General features: G+C 63.5%; 2 protein-coding genes. Both read left to right on the top strand.

Annotation, left to right across the window (positions count from 1 at the left end; genetic code table 11):
• The first annotated feature begins 21 nt into the window (after nt 1–21).
• Nucleotides 22–12,915 carry an amino acid adenylation domain-containing protein gene (locus V7714_RS08705; RefSeq protein WP_335709366.1) on the top strand — a complete coding sequence of 4,298 codons (12,894 nt, stop codon included), beginning with the start codon at nt 22–24 and terminating at the stop codon, nt 12,913–12,915.
• Nucleotides 12,912–21,878, top strand: coding sequence for a non-ribosomal peptide synthetase/type I polyketide synthase (locus V7714_RS08700; RefSeq protein WP_335709365.1), 8,967 nt, complete (start codon nt 12,912–12,914; stop codon nt 21,876–21,878). The genes V7714_RS08705 and V7714_RS08700 overlap by 4 nt, the downstream gene beginning before the upstream one ends.
• Nucleotides 21,879–21,886 lie beyond the last annotated feature (8 nt).

Here is a 21,886-nt window from a genome sequence, read left to right as displayed (position 1 = left end):
GATAACCCCAGGGAGGGGACAATGCAGATACTCGAGACATTGGCGTACTGCCGTGAACGTGCGGTGGAGCTCAAGCTGGATGGTGGGCGCCTGCGGTTGATAGGCAGCAAGGATGCGGTTGACGACAGGCTGTTGGAGATGGTGCGGGCTAACAAGGCCGACCTGATAGAGCTGCTGCAGTCCAGCCAGCAGGAGAGTGCACAGGCGGCTATTGAGATAGTGGCCGAACCAGAGCGGGCTGCGCTGCAGCCTTGCTCATACAACCAGCAACGACTGTGGTTCCTGCAGCAGTTGGCGGTTCAGCGGGGCGAGAATCAAGGCGCCTACAACGGCGGCAGTGCACTTGAGCTGCATGGGCAGCTGAATCATGACGCCCTTGCCGCCGCCTTGCACGAATTGGTGGCGCGGCATGAAAGCCTGCGGACGGCATTCGTGGAAGTGGATGGCACGCCATGGCAGCAAGTGCGACCAGCGATCGAGCTGCGATACGACACCTTGCGCTGCGACACGGGCGATGCGCTGGAACAAGCCATGCAGCAAGCCGTGGCCATGCCGTTTGATCTGGCTGCTGACACCCTGATTCGGGCGACGCTCTATACCGTGTCGGCCGAGCAGCACGTGCTGCTCCTGGTAACGCATCACATCACCTCGGATGCCTGGTCGCAGGAAATCCTGCTGCGGGACTTCTGCCTGTTCTACAACGCCCATGTCGATCAGGTGACGCCGGCACTGACACCACCTAGCTGCCAATATCTTGACTACGCTCGCTGGGAGCGGAGCCATCTGCAGGGTGCCCGTCTGGACAGCAAGCTGGCACGCTGGCAGGACTACCTGGCGGATGCACCCAGGCTGCATGCACTGCCCTTTGATATGCCGCGCGAGATCGGCAAGCCCAGCGTGGCCGGACGCCTGGAGTACCGAATGGATGATGGCCTGGTCGGCCAGCTGGGCGCGCTGGCGCAGGCTGAGCAGACCACGCTGTTTACCGTGCTGGCATCGGCCTACTCGGTGTTGCTGCACAAGCTGGGCAATGAAGCCGATGTGGTATTCGGCATGCCGGTAGCCAACCGTACCCGGGCCGAATTCGAAGCCACCAGCGGTTATTTCTCGAACACCGTGGTGCTGCGTAACCGGCTACCGCAGGACTACAGCCTGCGTCAGGCCATTGCCGTGACCAAGGCCAACGTCGGTTTCGTGCTATCCCAGCAGGATGTACCGTTCGACATGCTGGTCGATGAGCTCAAGGTTGCGCGCGATCCGGCGTATTCACCGCTCTACCAGCTGTGGTTCTCCATGCATGAGGGGCGCCGTACGACCTTGGCGTTGGCCGGGCTTGAGACACGGCTGCGTCCTATCACCCGGCACCAGGGGCGTTACGACCTGAAGCTGGAAGTGGAGCTGCATGACCAGCAACTGCACCTGAACTGGGAGTACGACAAGGGGCTGTTCGAGGGCGATAGCATCACGCGCTTCCAACGGCACTTCGCGCAGTTGCTAAGGCATATGGTCAGTGCACCGGATATGGCACTGTCAGACTTGGCGCTGGAAGGCGGCAACCTGGTCGGCGGTGCAGCGGCGGATGCCACGCTGTTGCCGGCACGCTGGGACCAATCACTGGCCTTGTGTGCCGGGCAGCCGGCAGTCGTGGCTGCTGATATCTGCTTGAGTTTTGCCCAGGTAGAGCAGCGTGCGGCTCGCCTGGCGGCCTTGCTGACCGAGCTGGGTGTGGCACGCGGTGATCGCGTGGGCGTGTGTAGCGAAAGTGCCGTCGAGGCACTGATTGCCACACTGGCTTGCTGGCGGCTAGCCGCGGTCTGCGTGCCTATCGACGCTGCGTCGCCCAACGACGCGCTGGAGGCGGCGCTGGCGACGGCTGCCCCGGCGTGGGTGCTCACTACACCAGCCTGTGCGGAAATCCATGCCTTGCGCAAGCTGGAACTGGTGCTGCTGCAGGGGGTGGCTGGCGAGGGCTGGTTGGCGGAGTATGCCGATGCAATGCCTGCTGTGGCAGTACTGGCAGCGGATGACCTCGCCTGCCTGTTGCCCGGGGCCTATGGGTATGCCCTGGTCAGCCACGGCAACCTGGCACACGACCTGCTGGCGCTGGAGGCGCGTGGCGCATTTGCTCCCGGCATGCGCTTTGGCGGCGGACCAGCAGTTGAGGCGGGTACGCTTGGTACGGCCATGCAACTGGCCTTGGCCTGTGCTGGCACGCTGTACCAACTGCCGAGGGATGCTGCCGAGCTGGCAGGCTATGTGCAGGCACAGGCCATAGACGTGGTCGCCGTCAGCACCGAGCAGTTGGCATGCTGGCGGGCCGATGGGATTGAGGTCGCGCCAGCCCATGGCTTGATCGTGACCGAGTATCACGATCCCGTAAATCTGGAAGCCGCACTGCTGATGGGCACCCCAGCGGATTGCCGCGTCATTGCACGTTATGGCCAGCCCGAGACGGGCCTGAGCGGCTTGTTCTACAGCGCTGGCGCGAAAGACGGCCTGTCGGCGGGCGGCGGCCGGCCCGGCAGTGTGCAGGCCTGGATACTGCAAGGGCAGCAAGCAGCGCCGCTGGGTGCCTGGGGTGAGCTGGTGCTGGCGGGCCCCTCGGTCGCGCAGGGCTGTACCCACGCGGGATCCGGCGTGGACCGCTTCTTCCGGCTGGGTGCCCAAGCAGATGCCCCGTGGGCCTATCGCACCGGTTTGCGCGCCCGCATGGACATCGCCGGCGAGGTGGTCTGTGGTGGCCGTCTCGACGAATGCACGATCAAAAACGGCATCAGGATAGACCCCGGTGTCACGGTCGCCGCTTTGCGGCGCTTGCCTGCCGTCAAGGCGGCAGCGGTCACCTTCCACGCCGACATGGGCGTCGCGGGTGAACTGGTGGCGCATGTCATGAGCAGCGCCACCCCCGATGCTTTGCTGCAGCAACTGAAGCAAAGCCTGCCACAGCATCAACTACCGCGCGTCATTGTGCCGGTGGCGAGCTGGCCACAGACGCACGACGGCAGGCTCGATCGCGCGGCCTTGCCCGTCCCCGCCGACCTGCAGGGTGGTGCATCTGGGCCGGCCAGCGAAACCGAGCAGGTGCTGCAGGCCATATGGGCCGAATTGCTGGGCCGGCCCAGCATAGGGCGGCAGGATGATTTCTTCGGCCTGGGTGGCCACTCCTTGCTGGCGACGCGCATGCTGAACCGTGTCCGTGGCCGGCTCTGGCCTGGGCTTGCCTTACCCGCCATCTTTGCCCACCCGGTCCTGGCCGATCTGGCCCGGCATATTGAGCAGGGCCGCGCCCGGGAAGCGTTGCAGGGCGGCTTGCTGGCACCTATCACCGCCCGGACAGGGGCGGCGCCCGCCAGACTCTCTCATGCCCAGGAACAACTGTGGTTGATAGACAAGATTGAGCAAGGCAGCGCCCACTACAACATGCTGGCGGCCTACCGTCTGGAAGGTAGCCTGGACCAGGCGGCCCTGACCGACGCGCTGGTGCAGCTGGTATCGCGCCATGCGGCGCTGCGCACCCGGTTTGCCGAGGTGGATGGCGAGGTACGGCAGTTTACTGATCATGCATGGCATCTGCCGGTGCAGCTTGAGGACTACCGTGGCCTGACGGCCGTTGACCGTGAAGCAGTGGTTGCCGCGTGGATGGACGCCGAGCTGCGTCACCAGTTTGATCTGGCCGGCGGCATGCTGCTGCGCGCCAGCGTATTGCTGCTGGAGCAGGATGTCGCGCAACTGGTGCTGAACATCCACCATATTGCTTGCGACGGCTGGTCCATCGAGCTGCTGATGCAGGAGCTGCAGGTGCTCTATGCGGCAGCACTCGATAGTGCTGCACCCGCTAGTGCGGCACTCGTCAGTGTGGCACTGGCTCCGCTGGCTATCGAATACAGCGACTATGCCGAATGGCAGCGCGCGCAACAGCAGGGAGAGGGTCTGGCGCAGCAAGCAGCTTTCTGGCGCGAGGAGCTGGCCGGGGCGGCGCCCCTCCATGGTTTGGCGCTGGACAAGAAGCGGCCGCAGATATTGGACCACCAAGGCGGTGCGCTGATCGTCCGGCTGGACACAGACAAGCTGCAGGCACTCAAGCAACTGGCACGCAGCGCAGATACCACCTTGTTCAGCTGCCTGGAAAGCCTGTTTGCGCTGTTTATCGCCCGCCTGAGCGCCAGCGACGATGTGGTGATAGGCACGGCAGTATCTGGCCGCAGCCATGGTGATACCGAGCCCTTGGTGGGTTTGTTTGCCAATATGCTGCCGCTGCGTCATCAGATTGACCGGGACATGCCGGCGCCGGCCTATCTGGCCCAGGCACAACAGCGGCTTACCCGTGCACTGGACCATCAGCACTATCCGTTCGAGTTGCTGGTGAACATGCTGAACCCGGACCGCAGCCTGGCCCATCACCCGGTTTTCCAGGTGGCGTTCGGGCTCAAGCAGGCCGAAACCAAGCGCATGACGCTAGCGGGTTTGTCGGTCAGCCAGGTCGCGAGAACCCAGGCTGATGCCAAGTTCGATTTGATGCTGTCGGCGGTGGAGTCGGCCGATGGTCTCAGCCTGGAGTGGCTGTACGCCACCTGCTTGTTCGAGCCGGCCACGATCGCAGGCATGGCCGCCCAGTTCAACGCCATGGTGGTGGCGTTGTTGACCAACCCGGCCCTGCCGGTGGGTCAGCTACCGCTGCTGGCGGCGCAGGACCACGCTTTCCTGGCGCAGCATGCCAGTGGTGGTGATGCGGCTGCCTTCGTAGCCAATCTATATGAGTGCTTCAGCGATAGGGCTGCTGCCCAGCCCGGCGCATCTGCGTTGGTGGATGAGCACGGCACCATGCGCTATGACGAGCTGGCGATCGCCGCCGAGCGCCTGGCTTGCCGCCTGGCAGGCAGGGGGGTGACCGAGGGCGACCGGGTGATGCTGCATCTGCCGCGCGGTCGCGAGCTGATCGTCTGTCTGTTGGCCATCAGCCGCCTGGGCGCAGCCTATGTACCGGTGGATGCCAGCTATCCCGAAGCCCGCCTGCGCCAGATTGCGGAAGATTGCGGTGCGGTGATGGCCATTTCGACTGAGCCCATGCTGCCCGTGCTGGCTGCGCTGGGCATACCCAGCCTGTCCGTGGCTGCGTTGGCCGAAAGCGTGATGACGGCGCTGCCCATGCTGCCTTTAGACCCGGCACGGCTGGCTTACATCATGTACACCTCCGGCTCGACCGGCACGCCCAAGGGTGTGGCCGTTCCGCAGGGGGCTATCCATCGCTTGGTCTGCGGCAACCACTACATGCAGCTGGACAGCACCACCACCATGCTGCAGCTGGCCTCTGTGGCCTTCGATGCCTCGACCCTGGAGATCTGGGGGCCGCTGCTGAATGGCGGCACCCTGGCCATTTATAGTGAGCCTGCGCTGGACCTGTCACAGCTGACAGACTTCCTGGCGCGCCATGGCGTGACCAGCATGTGGCTGACTGCGGCCCTGTTTGATCAATGGACCCACCATCTCGACCAGCCACTGCCGCAACTGCGCCAGGTTCTGGCTGGCGGCGATGTCGTATCGCCCGCTGCGGTCGCCCGCCTCTACGCCAAGCTGCCGCAGGTCAGTGTCATCAACGGCTATGGCCCGACCGAGAATACGACGTTTACCTGCTGCCATACCGTCGAACGCGACAGCCTGGGCGACCGGCCCCTACCCATAGGCCGGCCTATTGCCGGTACGCATGTGCGTGTCGTCGATGCCGCCGGACAACTGCTGCCGGTGGGGGCGATAGGTGAGTTGCAGGCGGGTGGTGCAGGCCTTGCTCTGGGTTACTGGGGCAATGCCACGCTGACAGCAAGCCAGTTCACGCAGGATGGGCAAACGGGTGAGACCTACTACCGCACTGGCGACCTGGTACGTTGGCGTACCGATGGTGTGCTGGAGTACCTGGGGCGTTTGGACACGCAGGTAAAGCTGCGTGGCTACCGGATCGAGTTGGCAGAGGTGGAGCGCTGCCTGCTGGCCCAGGATGGCGTGATGGAAGCGTGTGTCATCGTACGCGAGGAGGGCGAGCGCCAACTGGTGGCCTATTACACGGCCACGGCGGGTGAGCAGGCTGATGTGACAGCGCTGACTGCCACGTTGCGGCGCACGCTCCAGGCTGAACTGCCGCGCTTTATGGTGCCGGCCGCTATTGTGGCCTTGCCTGGCATGCCGGTCACCGTCAACGGCAAGCTGGATCGCCGCGCCTTGCCCATACCGCAAGCCGCGGATTACGCCACCGCCAGTTTCGTGCCTGCGGAAACCCCGCTGGAGCAATGCCTGGCTGAGCTATGGGCTGAACTGCTGCGCTTGGACCGGGTAGGCGTGGAGGATGACTTCTTTGCCTTGGGCGGCAACTCGCTGCTGGCGACGCGGATGGCCAGCCTGCTGGCCGAGAAAACTGGCTACCGCATGCCCATCCGAGATCTCTTCCAGTACGGCACCATCCGTGCGCTGGCACGTTGGTTAGGCAGCTGTGAGCCCACGGGCGAGCTACAAGCGATTCAGGCCGTACCACGCAACGAGGCCATTGCCGCCTCCTATGCGCAGCAACGGCTGTGGTTCATCGACCGGATGGAGGGCGGCAGCAGCCAATACAATATGCCGGCGCTGTTCGATCTGCGCGGTGAGCTGAACCTGCCCTTGCTGCAGCAGGCACTGCAGGCGCTGGTACAGCGGCACGAGATACTGCGTACCTGCTACCGCGAGGTCGAGGGTGAAGCCGTCCAGCTGATCCTGCCCGCCTCTGCCAGGATTGCCTTCCACGACCTGTGCGACCTGCCGTCGGCACAGCGCTCGGCACGCGCCGAGGCTATCCTGATGGCCGATGCCAAGGCTGATTTCGATCTCGCCCACGGACCGGTCTTCCGCGCTACCTTGGTCAGGCTGGACGAGCATAGCTACCGGATGCTGTTCAACATGCATCATATCGCGTCCGATGGCTGGTCTGTTGGTGTGCTGATGCGCGACCTGGCCGCACTCTACCGTGCGGCATGCGAGGGCGAAGCATGCGAACTGCCGCCGCTGGCGGTGCAGTATGCCGATTACGCGGCCTGGCAACGCGAGCAGCTGTCATCGCAGCGACGCGATGAGCTGCTGGTTTACTGGCGTGAACAGCTGCGCGATCTCCCCCCGCTGCACGGCTTGCCGCTCGATAAGGCAAGGCCGGCACGCCTGGGCACCCAGGGAGCGGCGATCCGCACCCAGGCTGCACCCGCGCTGGCGGCGCGGCTCAATGCCTTGGCACAGGCCCATGGCGTGTCTCTCTTCATGCTGCTGCAGGCCAGTTACGCCTTGCTGTTGTCACGCGTCAGTGGTGAGTCAGAGGTCGTTGTCGGCACGCCTATCGCCGGACGTGACCGGCGCGAATTCGAAGCCTTGGTGGGCTGTTTCGTCAACACGCTGGTGCTGCGCAACCACATCCCGCAACGCGATTCGTTTGCCCACTACCTGGCCTCGTGTCGCGGCATGGTGCTGGATGCCTTCGATCACCAGCAGCTGCCTTTCGATATGCTGGTAGAGGATATCAACCCAGTCCGAAGTGCCAGCCACCTGCCCTTGTTCCAGCTCTGGTTTGTGCTGCAGAACATGGATGTCGGTCAATTGGCATTGCCTGGGTTGAGCATCGAGGAAGTCCTGCGCGAGGAAGTGGCGGCCAAGTTCGACCTGATGTTGAGCGCCACCGAACGCGATGGCGCCATCGAATTCAATTGGGTCTACAACAGCGAGCTGTTTGAACAGGCCACCCTCCAATCCTGGGCCGATAGCTTTGGCGTATTGCTGGAAGCCATCGTACACGATCCTGGTGTGGATATCGGCCTGCTACCGCTGGTGACCGAGGCGCAGCAGCGGCAATTGGCCGGCTATGGCGAAACTGTCGAACTGCCACTGCCGGACGCTACGGTGCTGACACAGTTCCTGCACCAGGCCTGCATTGCGCCGACGCGATTGGCTGTGCGCCATGGCGACAGTGTGCTTAGTTACGGAGAACTGGCTGAGCGCGCTGACCGGCTGGCGGGCTACCTGGGTGAACTGGGCGTGCTGCCGGGCGACCGTATCGGTATTTGCTGCGGCCGCTCGGTCGAGCAACTGATCGCGGTGCTGGGCATCTGGCAGGCCGGTGCTTGCTTTGTGCCTTTGGATCCGCAGGCACCCCAGGCGCGTCTGGCCATGATGGTCGAGGATGCCGGGGCGAACTGGGTATTGGCGTTCGCCCGCACGGCCGACCTGTTCGATCTGTCCATGGTGGATGTGGTGCTGCTCGACGGTGCCGGGGAGGACGCCCAATGGATGGCCGAGTTCTCCGGCAACCCTGACAAGTCGCGCAATGATGGTCTGGCCTACGTTATCTATACCTCCGGTACAACCGGCCGGCCCAAGGGTGTCATGGTCGAACATGGCAGCCTGGGTAGCCTGGGCGCGGGCCTTGATGCTGTGCTGGCAGGCAACGGTATTGCTACGCCGCTGCGCTGGGCCTGGAATGCACCGCTGGTGTTCGATGCCGCGCTGCAAGCGGTGTCGCAACTGGCGGTGGGCAGCGAACTGCACATCCTGCCGGAAGCGGTACGGACTGAACCGTCCCAACTGCTGGACTACCTGTTGCAGCACGATATCGGGCTGCTCGACTGTACCCCCAGCTTGCTCGATCTGGTACTGCAGGAGGCAAAGCAGCGCGGCTGCGCCCTGCCGCATCTGCTGGTGGGGGGCGAGGCCATACACGATGCGCAATGGCAGGAGATTGCCCAGTGGATGGCGAAGAGCGGCAGGGTGGCGCTGAATGTCTACGGCCCGACGGAAACCACCGTCGACGCCACTTGGGCGAGGATAGACCCGGTTAGCCGGTCCGTGATCGGGCGCCCGCTGCCCAATGTGCGGGTGCAGGTGCTGGATGCACGCCTACAGCAGGTGCCGCCGGGTGCCGTTGGCGAATGCTGTATCGCTGGACCCGGTGTGGCCAGGGGTTACCTCAATCAACCTGCCTTGGAGCAGGAGCGCTTCATCGAACTGGCAACGGCCGGTGCGGCCGGGCGTTACTACCGCTCGGGCGATCTGGTACGTTGGCTGCCAGATGGCAAGCTGGCCTATCTGGGCCGTCGTGATACCCAAGTCAAGCTGCGCGGCTATCGCATCGAACTGGGCGAGATCGAGCAGGTGCTGCGCGAGCATCCGGCCGTTGCCGATGTAGCCGTGATCGTTTCGTCCAGCACGGAAACGCTGCGGGCCTATGTGGTGGCACACGGCCAGCCTGCGGCGCCCGAAGCGCTGGTGGCCCACTGCCGTGGCAGATTGCCGGAATACATGGTGCCATCGGTAATCGTTGATCTGCCTGGCCTGCCCTTGAACCGCAATGGCAAGCTGGACATCAAGGCCTTGCCGGAGCCGCTGGTGCCGGCCGAGTCGCTCGCGCGGCAAGCCGTTTCGGCTACCGAGCAGGCGTTGGTCGCAATCTGGGCACGCATCCTGAAGCGCACCGAGGTGGCGCTCGATGGCAATTTCTTTGCCCTTGGCGGCCACTCCCTGCTGGCCATCCGCATCATCAGCGCGATACGCGAAATACTGGATGTCGAGCTGCCGCTGGCTGCGTTCTTTGCCGCCCCCACAATTGCCCAACTGGCTGTCGTGGTGGACGGGCTGGAGCGTCGTCGGGCGTTGCCTGCCATCAAGCCTGTCGCCGACAGGCAGCATGCGCCGCTGTCACACGCACAGCATAGGCTATGGCTGATAGACCGGTTGGAAGGTGGCAGCCCGCAATACAACATGCCCGCTGCGTTCGAGCTGCATGGCCATTTCGACGAGCAGGCCTGCCGCCGCAGCCTGGCGCTGATCATGTCCCGACACGAGATACTGCGCACCTGCTATGTGATGCTGGATGGGCAGCCGGTGCAGTACATACAGGCCGAACCCTCGCTGCCTTTCAGCGTAACCGACCTGAGCACGATGGACGCGTCGGAACAAGCCGATGCCGTTACAGCGCTGCTGCAGGATGACGCCCACCAGCCTTTCGACCTGTCTGCGGACACGATGCTGCGGGTACAGTTGCTGCGCCTCTCGGCTGAGCGCCATGTGCTGGCGTTCAATATGCATCACATCGCCTCGGACGGCTGGTCTATCAACCTGCTGATCAATGAGTTCGTCGAGGCCTACCGCGCCTATATCGAAGGCTGCCAGGCCATGCTGGCGCCGCTGCCCATCCAGTATGGTGACTATGCCCACTGGCAGCGCCAGGTACTGGACGACGATGTACTGGCGCCGCAGCTGAGCTACTGGTCACAGCAACTTGCTGCGCTGCCCCAGGTGCATAGCCTGCCGCTGGACAAGCCGCGACCCATACGCCAGACCTACCGTGGCGCGGTGCTGACCCGCCGGGTGCCGGCCGAATTGCTGGACGCGCTCAGGCAGCTTTCCATGCGATCTGAAGCAACCCTGTTCATGACCTTGCAGGCCGCCCTGGCAGCCCTGGTCTCTCGCTGGAGCAATGAGCAGGATGTCGTGATCGGCACACCGGCGGCGGGGCGCGGTGAGCAGCAGCTGGAAAAGCTCATCGGCTTCTTCCTCAATACCCTGGTGCTGCGTAGCAATCTGGCCGGCAACCCCAGTTTCGAGGCCTTGCTGGGCCAAACCAAGGCCAATGTGCTGGCGGCCTTCGAACACCAGGACGTGCCGTTCGAGATGCTGGTGGAGCTGCTCAAGCCCGAGCGCAGCCTCAGCCACCCAGCGCTGTTCCAGATCATGTTTGTGCTGCAAAACCAGGAGCAGTCCAGCTTTGCGCTGCCAGGCCTGGACATGCGGGCGGCGGAGCGGCAGCAGGTGCTGGCCAAGTTCGACCTGCTGCTCAATGCCAATGAGGGTGGTGATGGGCTGGACCTGACCTGGAACTACAACGCCGACCTGTTTGATGCGGCAACGATAGAACGGATGGCCGATGGCTATGAGCAGATACTGCATGCCGTCGTGGCTGACAGCCGTACCCGGCTGCAGGCGCTGAATCTGTTGCCGGCGGCCGAGGCGGACAAGATAGTCCGGCAGTGGAACGATACCGCGCTGTGTCTTCCCTACGAGCAGACCTTACAAGACCTGTTTGTGGCACAGGTACGGCGGACGCCCGATGCCGTGGCGGCTATCGATGAGCACGGCCAGCTCAGCTACGCCGAGCTGTTTGCCCAGGCTGCAGCGCTGGCGCAGACACTGCGTACGCACGTGGTGCAACCGGAGGCGCTGGTTGCAGTGCTGCTGCCCAAGGGGCGTCTGCAACTGGTGGCCACGCTGGGCATCATGATGGCAGGGGCAGCCTATCTGCCGCTGGATACCGCCTGGCCTGGGGCCCGTCTTGATCAGGTGATGAGCCATGGCGGAGCTTGTGCACTGGTGACCCTGCCCGACCTGGCAGCCGAGGTTCAGCTGGCACTGGTGCAGATAGACCTGGCCAGTTTACCCGCCTTGTCGGTTGAGCAGGCTGAGCAGGCCTTGTCCGGCTTTGCATCGCCGCAGTCGCCGGCCGATTTGGCCTATGTGATTTTCACCTCAGGTTCGACAGGCAAGCCCAAGGGGGTGGCCATAGAACATCGGTCGGCGGTGAACACCATACTCGACATCAACCAGCGCTACGGCGTGGGCTTTGGCGATGCCGTGTTGGCTGTGTCGGCGCTGAGCTTCGATCTGTCGGTGTACGACATGTTCGGGCTGCTTGCTGTCGGGGGGAGGGTGGTGTTCCCTGACGATGCACGTCAGAAGGATCCGCAGCACTGGGCCGAGCTGGTGGAGCGCCACCGTATCAGCCTATGGGACTCGGTACCGGCATCGGCCGAGTTGCTGACCGCACAGTACGAATGGCGCCAACAACAGGGCGGGGGGGCATTACGCACGCTGATGATGAGCGGCGACTGGATTCCACCCACCCTGCCGGCCCGTATTGCCAAGGTTTTCCCCGGTGTCGATATCCATAGCCTGGGGGGCGCGACGGAAGGCTCCATCTGGTCGATCAGCTATCCCATCCGGGAGGACATGAGTGATCGCAAGAGCGTGCCCTATGGCAAGCCGTTGGCCAATCAGGCCTTCTATGTCCTGACCGATGATCTGGTGCCTTGCCCGGTCGGCGTGGTGGGTGAGCTGCACATAGGGGGTATCGGTGTAGCCCGCGAATACTACGGCGACGCCGAGCGCACTGCAGCCAGCTATGTCACCCATCCAGGCCTCAACGATCGTCTCTACAAGACCGGCGACATTGGGCGCTACCTGCCCGACGGCAATATCGAGTTTGTTGGCCGCAAGGATCTGCAGGTCAAGCTGCGCGGGTTCCGTATTGAGCTAGGTGAGATCGAAGCCGCGTTGAGCCGGCATGAGCAGGTGGCCGATGCCGTGGTGATGGTGCTGAAAGACCACACCGGGGTACAGCAGCTAGTGGCCTACATCTGCCTGGAAGACCACGCCGGCGTGGCTGACTGGGCACAACAGCTGCGCGGCTATCTGGCGGCGCTGGTGCCCAACTACATGGTGCCAGCCTATTACGTGATGCTCGATGCCTTCCCGCTATCTGCCAACAACAAGGTCGATCGCAAGCAACTGCCCATCCCCAACTGGGAGCAGGCCGACAGCAGCTATTGCGAGCCGGAAGGCGATCTGGAGTCGCTGCTGGCGGGTATCTGGCAGCAGGTTCTGGGACGTGAGCGCATAGGTGTGGATCGCAATTTCTTCGAGCTGGGTGGGAGTTCGGTCCACCTGATCGAGATCGCCAGCAAGGCCAATCTGATGCTGCAACAGGAGATCAATGTGGTGAGCTATTTCGAGCATCCGACCATACGGGCGATGGCGGCCTTCATCAGTGCGCGACAACAGGCGCCGGCACCGGTCGATGACACGCCGAAACGGGCCAAGGGCCGGTTGGCAGACCGTCTGGCCAAGCGGGGTGCAGCATGAAGACGACGCATACGACCGGTCTGGAAATTGCCGTGGTTGGCATGGCCCTGCGCCTGCCCCAGGCCATGTCACCCGACGAAATGTTTGAACGCTTGTGCCGTGGCGAGGAGCTGATACGTCCGCTGGATGACGCGCTGCTGCGAGAGCAGGGTGTCAGTGAGGCGGACATCCAGAATCCCGCCTACGTGAAAGCGACTGGCTATCTCGATGGGCGCTTCGATTTTGATGCCGAGTTTTTCGACTACAAGGCGCGCGAGGCGGAGTTCATGGATCCGCAGCTGCGGCTGCTGCATGAGTGCTGCTGGGAAGCGCTGGAGTCCGCCGGCTGCGACCCGCAGCTGCATGATGCGGCCGTGGGCCTGTATGCGGGCTCGTCCCAGAACATGCATTGGCTGAGGGCGGTATCCCAGCATGTGGGCGACCGGGTCGGCGATATCTACGATCTGAAGATGCTGTATCAGCGCGAGTTCTTTGCGACCCGGGTAGCCTACCGGCTGAACCTGAAAGGTCCAGCGCTGGCCTTGGATACCACCTGCTCCACCTCCCTGGTTGCCATCCACCTGGCAGCCCAAGGGCTGTTGAGCGGTGATTGCGATGTGGCGCTGGCCGGCGGGGTCTGCGTTTCGCCGCTGCTGAAAGGCTATACCTACCACGAGGGCATGATCCAGTCGCCCGATGGCCACTGTCGGCCATTCGATGCTGATGCCAAGGGCACGGTGCCGGGGCAGGGTGTAGGCGTCGTTGCGCTGAAGCGCCTGGACGATGCCATCGCAGATGGCAATCCCATCCTGGCGGTGCTGAAATCCTCGGCAGTCAACAACGATGGCTGCGACAAGGTCGGCTATACCGCTCCTTCGGTATCGGGCCAGAGTCGGGTCATTCGTGCTGCTTTGGCGCTGGCCGAAGTCAAACCCGATGAAATCGATTTTGTTGAGTGCCATGGCACGGCAACCCGCATTGGCGACCCCATTGAGGTTGAGGCGCTCAGTCAGGCCTATGGCAGGGAGCCGGGCGCTGAGCCGTGCCTGATCGGTTCGGTGAAATCCAATGTGGGCCATCTTGATGCCGCGGCAGGCGTCATCGGCTTCATCAAGGCCGTCATGGCCGTGAAGCACGGCAAGTTGCCGCCTTCGCTGCACTATCGCGCTGCCAACCCCATGATGGACCTGGCGCACGGCCGTTTTCGCGTCAATGATGCACTGACGCCACTGGTCCGGCCGCACCGGCCCTTGCGTGCCGGGGTCAGCTCGTTTGGTATTGGTGGTACCAATGTTCACGCCATCGTCGAGGAGTATCTCGAACACCGCAGCAGTGATGCCGACAGTGGCCGGGCCAGGCTGATACCGTTGTCTGCCAAGACGGCGGACGCACTGCGCCGCTATGCCGGCAAGCTGGGGCAAGCCGTGGCGGCGCAGCGCCCAGCACTGGATGCGCTGGCCAAGACCTTGCAGCAGGCACGCCATCATTATCCGGTACGCGAGTATCTGGTCGCACAGTCGCACGAGCAATTGCTGACGCAGCTCGCAACTTTGGCTGACCAGCCTGTCGGCACGCCAGGCAAGGCGCGCGATGTGGTGTTCATGTTCAGCGGCCAGGGCGCGCAGTACCCCGGCATGACCCGCGATCTCTACCAGGGCCTAGCCCAGTATCGTACCCAGGTGGAAGCATGCTTCGCCTTGTTGCCCGAGGCATTGGCCAGCACGCTGCGTACCTTGCTGCTGGCGGATGCCAGCCCCGACAACGACGCCCTGATTGCGCGTACCGATCTGGCACAGCCGTTGCTGTTCATCGTTGAGTACGCCCTGGCCAGCACGCTGATGCAGTGGGGGATACAACCGACCACCATGCTGGGGCACAGCCTGGGGGAATATGTGGCTGCCTGCCTGGCAGGCGTCTTTACCCTGCCGGATGCGCTGGCGCTGGTATGCGAGCGTGGCCGCCTGATGGCTGCTGCAGAAACCGGCGCCATGCTCAGTGTGCGTTTGTCGGAAGCGGCCATCGCCAGCTATCTGGATGACGGGCTTGAGCTGGCCGCAGTCAATTCTTCCTCGCTAGTTGTCGTGGCCGGTGCCTTGGAGCGTATAGCGGGAATGGAGCGCCGCCTGATGCGTGAGGGCATCAGTTGTACGCGACTCAAGACCTCGCACGCCTATCACTGCTACATGATGGATGGGGTGCTGGCCGATTTCCGTACCTGTGTTGAGGCAACACCACGGCATGCGCCACAGCGCAGCTACCTGTCCAACCTGACGGGTTTGCCTGTCACGGCGGAGCAGGCATGCGATCCCGACTACTGGGTCCGCCATCTGCGCCATGGCGTGCGTTTCGCCGATGCGGTGGGCACCCTGCTGGCCAAGGGGCAGCATGCTTTCGTGGAGATAGGGCCGGGCAATACCCTGGCTAGCTTTGTGCGCAGTCATGCGCAGTTCGACCCGACTCAGCTCTGCCTGGGCAGCGTGCGCCACCCCCGCGAAACCGACGCAGACGATGCTGTGCTGTTGCGCACTGTTGGCCGGCTGTATGCCGATGGCCATGCACTGGACTGGCAGCAGCTGTCTGCCGGTATCGAGGCGCCCTATATCAGCCTGCCTACCTATGGCTTCGCTGCTCAGTGCTTTGACCAGGTCGCTGGTAAGGGTGCGGTTGCCGCCGAGACGGTCACCGCTGCCGCCATGCCAGCAATCAGGCAGGAAATCCTGCATCCACGCCCCCAGCTCAGTACACCCATGGTGGTGCCGGCCAGCGAGATGGAGCAAGGGCTGTGCGCGGTATGGCAGGCGCTGTTCAAGCTTGACCGGGTGGGCACGGCCGACAACTTCTTCGAGCTAGGCGGGCACTCCCTGCTGGCGACACGCCTGCTGGCGGATATCCGCGATGCCTTCGATGCCGAGCTGTCGCTCAACGATCTGTTCGCACAGCCCACGGTCGCCGGGCTGGCCTCCCTGGTGGCCCAGGCCGGTGAGCACGGCGCGCGCTACCCGGCCTTGCAGGCTGCCGATCGCACCTTACCCATACCTGTATCGTTCCAGCAGCGTCGTTTGTGGATGATAGACCGACTGGGCGGCGGCAGCGCCCAGTACAGCATGCCGTCGCCCTTCATACTGCACGGGAAGCTTGACCATGCCGTATTGCAGGCGGCACTCGACATGCTGGTGCTGCGGCACGAGTCGCTACGTACCGTCTTCCAGGAGGTGGATGGGGAGCCGATGCAGGTCATCCTGCCGGCCGCTCCCCTGCCCATACTGAAAGTGGATCTGCAAGGGCTGGCCGCTGCGGAGCGTATGCAGCGCCGGCGCGATCTGGTACGTGAGGACGCGTTGCGCCCGTTCGATCTGGCCCACGATCATCCGCTGCGCGTTACCTTGGCAGTGCTGGATGAGCGTGAGCACCTGCTGCTGTTCAATATCCACCACATTGTGTCGGACGGTTGGTCCGAAGCGCTGATGGTGAAGGAATTCCGCGAAATCTATAGCGCACTGGCGACGGCACGCGAGCCGGTATTGCCCGCACTGCCTATGCAGTACGCCGATTTCGCCGCCTGGCAGCGCAACTGGCTGGTGGGGGAGACGCTGGAGGCAGAACTCGGCTTCTGGCGCCAGCGCCTGGCGGGCATGCCGCCTGTCCATAACCTGCCGTTGGACCGGCCGCGTCCCCTGGTCCCCAGCCACGCGGGTGCCATGTCGCGCCGCAAGCTGTCGCCGCAGTTGCTGCGCCAGCTACGCAGCTTTGGCCAGGAGCAGGGTGCCACCCTGTTCATGACCCTGCAGGCGGCCTTTGCCTTGCTGCTGGCTCGCTGGAGCAACAGCGAGGATATCGTGATGGGTACACCCATCGCCGGCCGCCTGCACAAGCAGCTGGAGCCCCTGATCGGCTTCTTCGTCAATACGCTGCTGTTGCGTAGCGATCTGAGTGGTGACCCGGACTTCCGGCAACTGCTCCAACGCACCAAGGAGATGGCGCTATCGGCCTTTGAACACCAGCACGTGCCGTTCGAGATGCTGGTCGAGGAACTGGCGCCGGCCCGGTCGCGCAGCCATGCACCCTTGTTCCAGGTGTTGTTCGCCTTGCAGAACTTCGAGCGGGGTTCATTCTCGCTGGAAGGGCTGGAACTGGAACGGGTAGAAGAGACCGTTACCGCCAAGTTCGACCTGACGCTGATCACCGCCGAAGCACCGGATGGGCTCTTTACCGACTGGTATTACGATACGGCGCTGTTTGACGCGCGCACCATAGAACGGATGGCCGACCAGTTCGAGCTGCTGCTGTCGTCCATTCTGTTGCAGCCCGACCAACCGGTATCGCGGCTACCCTTGCTACCCGAGCCGGAGCGCCATGTCCTGCTGCACGATTGGCAGCAGCACCAGCCGGCACCCGCACAGCCGCAGCGCGTCGAGGCCATGTTTGAGGCCTGTGCAGCACGTTGCCCGGATGCGCCTGCGGTGGTGTTCGAGCAGGAGCTCGTCAGTTACGGTGAGCTGGAGATACGGGCCAATCAACTGGCGCATCAGCTGATGGCACAGGGTGTGGTCGCAGACAACCTGGTTGCCATCTGCCTGCCACCGGGCGCCGACATGGTGGTTGCCATGCTGGCAGCGCTCAAATGCGGTGCCGCCTATGTGCCCATGGATCCTAAATATCCCTTGGGCCGGTTGACCCATATGCTGTCCAACAGCAATCCGGCGGCCTTGGTGACAACCGCTGCCGTGCAGCCGGCCATCGCGGCCGCCTGCCCGGTGCTGGACATGGCCAGCCCTGAGCTGATCCGTATGCTGGCAAGCCAGCCACAGACACCGCCTCAGCGTGAGCTGCAGCGGGTGGATGGGCCAGCCTATGTGATCTATACCTCGGGATCGACAGGCGCCCCCAAGGGCGTGGTGATTACCCAGCGGCAGATGATGGCAGCGCTTGCCAGCCGGTTCGCGCTCTATGAGGCGCCCACCTCGGCGCTGCTGCTCAATTCCATCTCTTTCGACTCTTCCATTCCGACCATTTTCGGCACCTTGCTGACAGGGGGCCGCCTTTGCCTGTGTGATGACAGCCAGCGGCGAGATGCGGCGGCCATTGCCGAGCTGATTGAGCGCTGGCAGGTCAGCCATCTTCTCAGCCTGCCGTCCGTCTATTGCGCAGTGCTGGATTTCATCGATGGTGAGGTGATTAGCGGCCGCAGCCTGAGGGCAGTCATTCTGGCGGCGGAGATGTTTACCACGGCAGTCAAGGCCCGGCATTTTGCCCATCCCACCATACGGGCCAAGTTGTACAACGAGTATGGGCCGACTGAGTGCAGCGTGTGGAGCACCTACTACCTGTGCGATCCCGCAGTCGCAGAGACCACCGTGCCCATAGGCCGTAGCCCAGGCCATGCCCGCCTGTATGTGCTGAACCAGGCGCGCGAGCTGGCGCCTATCGGTGTCGAGGGTGAGCTGTACATCGGCGGCGATGGCGTAGGGGCAGGCTATCTGCACCAGCCGGAGCTAACGGCACAGCGTTTCTTGCCCGACCCCTATGCGGCGCAGGCGGATGCACGCATGTACCGCTCTGGTGACCGGGTGCGTTGGCGCGCCGATGGCGAGCTGGAGATACTAGGCCGTATCGATAACCAGGTGAAGCTGCGCGGCTATCGCATTGAGCTAAGCGAAATCGACACGGCACTGGAGCGGCATCCTGCAGTGGTCCGTGCGGTAGCCAGGGTGGTTGATGACAAGCTGGTGGCCTATGTCAGCTTGGCGGCCGGCAGCGATGCCCGCCTGGATACATCAGAAGCCCGGCGCTTCCTGGCGGATGGTTTACCGGACTTCATGCTGCCGCAACTGGTGGTTGAACTGGAGCACCTACCGCTGCTGCCCAACGGCAAGGTGGATCTGTCGCGTCTGCCCATTCCGCAGCCGGCAGCCTTCGAGACAGGCCAGCGGCGGCCAGCCAATGCCACGGAGCAGCAGGTACATGATGCCTGGTGCGCTGTGCTCAAGGCCGAATCCATCCCGGTCGATCAAGACTTCTTCTCGCTGGGTGGCGACTCTATCCTGCTGCTGAAGCTGAGTGCGCATCTGAATCGGCAGGGGCTGCGTTTCTCAGCCAAGGACTTCTACGCAGAACCCACCATAGTGGCCATGGCACGCCTGGTCGAAGGGGTGGTGCAAGCGCCAGTCCAGTACCTGCCATCGCAGGGTGAGCAGGCCTTGCACCCGATGCAGGCCTGGCTCCTGGGTGGTGATGCCACTGATCTGCACCATTTCAACCAGTCGGTAATGCTTGAGCTCAATGCTGATTTTTCGCTGGCGCATGCTGAACTGGCCCTGGCCGCACTGTTTGACCGTCACGATGTGCTCAGACTCCGCTTTGACATGGATGCTCAAGGTCATTGGCGGGCAAGCTACCGCACCGACACAGCCGCGTTGGTGACAGCCAGCCTCAGTACCCAGACCGTCGCTGCGCAAGGCCAGGGACTGGGGTTGGCCGTAGAGCGGGAAGCCGGCCTGATCCAGCAATCGCTGACCTTGGACGGCCCGCTGATGCGAGTGGTGCACCTGCAGCTGGACGACGGCACGGCGCGGCTGTTGATCGTGGTGCACCACCTGGTGGTCGACGGTATCTCCTGGCGCGTGCTGCTGCAGGATTTTGAGCTGGCCTATCGCCAGGCTGAAGCGGGTGCCGACAGGGTGTTGCCAGCACGGCCCGCCTCGTTCCAGCAGGCGGTGGCGCTGTTGCAGCAGCGCGCGGTTGACACCGACGTGCTGGCCGAAATGCCCTGCTGGGAAGCCGTGCTTGCCCACACGCCAAACGACTGGGGTACACCGGCAGTGGGTCTGGGTACCTTCGCCGACGAAGCAACCGAGACCCTGGTACTGGACCAGGCACTCACCGAATGCCTGCTCACCAGCAGCCATCTGGCCTACGGCATGAACATCGAGGAAACGCTGATGGCCGCGCTGCGCCATGCCTGCCATGCCTGGCGTGGTGTGACACGGCTGGCCGTGGTCATGGAGGGGCATGGCCGGGGTGAGTTGGGCGAGGTGCTTGATGTGGGTGAGACCGTAGGCTGGTTCACCGCTACCTATCCCTGGGTGTTTGGTGATGCTGCGGCAGACCTGGCCGAGTTGTTGCGCGATACCAAGGAGCAACTACGCGGCATACCGGCCAAGGGCGAGCACTATGGCGTGCTGAAGTATCTTTCCAGCCAGGGAACGCGGCTGGACGACAGCGGCTTCAGGGCGGGCGCCATTTCCTTCAACTATCTGGGGCAGTTTGATCAGGTCGTCAATGCCGGGGGCATGTTCCGGCCGGCCAGAGAGAGGCCCGGACGTAACATCTCCGCTGATCGACGGCGCGATGTCCTGCTGGCGTTGGACGGGCTGGTGTCGGGGGGGCAGCTGCGCTTCAGCATCAAGTACAACCAGCATCAATTCGACAGTCAGGCCATAGGCGAGCTGGTGGCCCAACTGCGGGCGTCCATTGTTGCCCTGGCGGATTATTGGCAGCGCCATCCGCTGCGGCAGCTGACGCCCAGTGATGTGAGCCTGGTATCCCTGACGCAGGGTGAGCTGTCGCAATGGCAGGCGCAATGGCCGGCACTGAGCGACGTGCTACCCGCCACCGGCAGTCAGCAGGGCATGCTCTATCAGTCGCTGCGGGATGCAGGGCAGCGACAAGGCGCCTTTGTGAATCAGCTGGTATTCGATCTCGATGGTCAGCTGGACATGCTGCGTCTGCAGCAGGCCTTCGCCAGCCTGCCGCATCGGCATGACGTATTCCGCGCTGCCTTTGTGCCCATGCAGCGCGGTGGCATGGCCATGTTGTTGCAGGCAGCCGAGCAGGTCACCCTGCCGTTCTGCAACGAAGATCTGGCGCATCTGTCCTCGGCTGAGCAGGAGGCGATCATCGCCGCCGAGATGGCCGAGGACCGCAGGCAGGGCTTTGATATCGGTGTGGCACCACTCAGCCGCGTCACCCTATGGCATCTCGGGGCTGGCCGCTACCGCGTACTGTGGACGACCCACCACGCCATCATCGACGGCTGGAGCCTCCCGCTGGTGTTCCGCTCACTGCTCGATAGCTACGCGCAGGCCGGCCAATTGCCGCCGCCAGGGCGTCAGTTCAAGCACTACCTGCATTGGCTGCAGCATAGGGATGTGGGTGCCGCCAAGGTGTATTGGCAGCGTCAGCTGGCAGCCATGGACGCACCCTGCCTGCTGCCCAACGACGGTGGTATCGAGGCCGTGCCCATGGCAGGCAACCAGAAGCATACGCTGGGGGCAGAGCAGTTTGCGCGGCTTGATCAGCTGGCCAAGGCCAAGGGGGTGACGCTCTATAGCCTGGCGCAATGTGCGTGGGCCTATCTGCTGCACCTCTACACCGGTAGGTCGCAAGTCTGTTTTGGTTCGGTCACGGCCGGCCGGCCGGCCGAGCTGGCGGGGGCGGACGCCATGGTGGGCCTGTTCATCAACACCATGCCGGTGGTGCTGGCGGTGGATGGGGCGACGACGCTGGGAGACTGGCTGAAGACCGTACACCAGTCCCACCTGCAACGGCTGGAACAGGGCTATCTACCCCTGCCCGACATCCTGGCGCAATCACCGCACGGGTCGCGCACCGCCTTGTTCAACAGCGTACTGGTCTATGAAAACTATCCGGTTGACAGCATCCGTGAGGCGGTCGGTCACAGCAGCGGCCTGCGCCTGAGCAGTCTGCGCAGCGAAGAGAGTACGGGAACCGGGCTGACGCTGGTGCTGATGCCCAGCCAGACGCTGACGCTCAAGCTGCAATACCAGACCGGGGAGTTCTCTCACGCCTGTGCCCAGCAGATCCTGGCGCATTTCACCAGCTTGCTGGCTGCCATGCCGGAGTTGGTCGATGGCCCGGTACATGGGCTGGATGACGCCATACACCAGCCCGAGGTGCCGGCAGAGATCAGCGATGCCGAATTGCTGTCGCTGCTTAGCGAGCTTGATGCCGTATCAGAAGAATAATCAGGGAG

Source organism: Chitinimonas sp. JJ19 (genome assembly GCF_036961565.1).
Taxonomy (GTDB): domain Bacteria; phylum Pseudomonadota; class Gammaproteobacteria; order Burkholderiales; family Chitinimonadaceae; genus Chitinimonas.
This window is presented reverse-complemented; position numbering and strand designations above follow the sequence as displayed.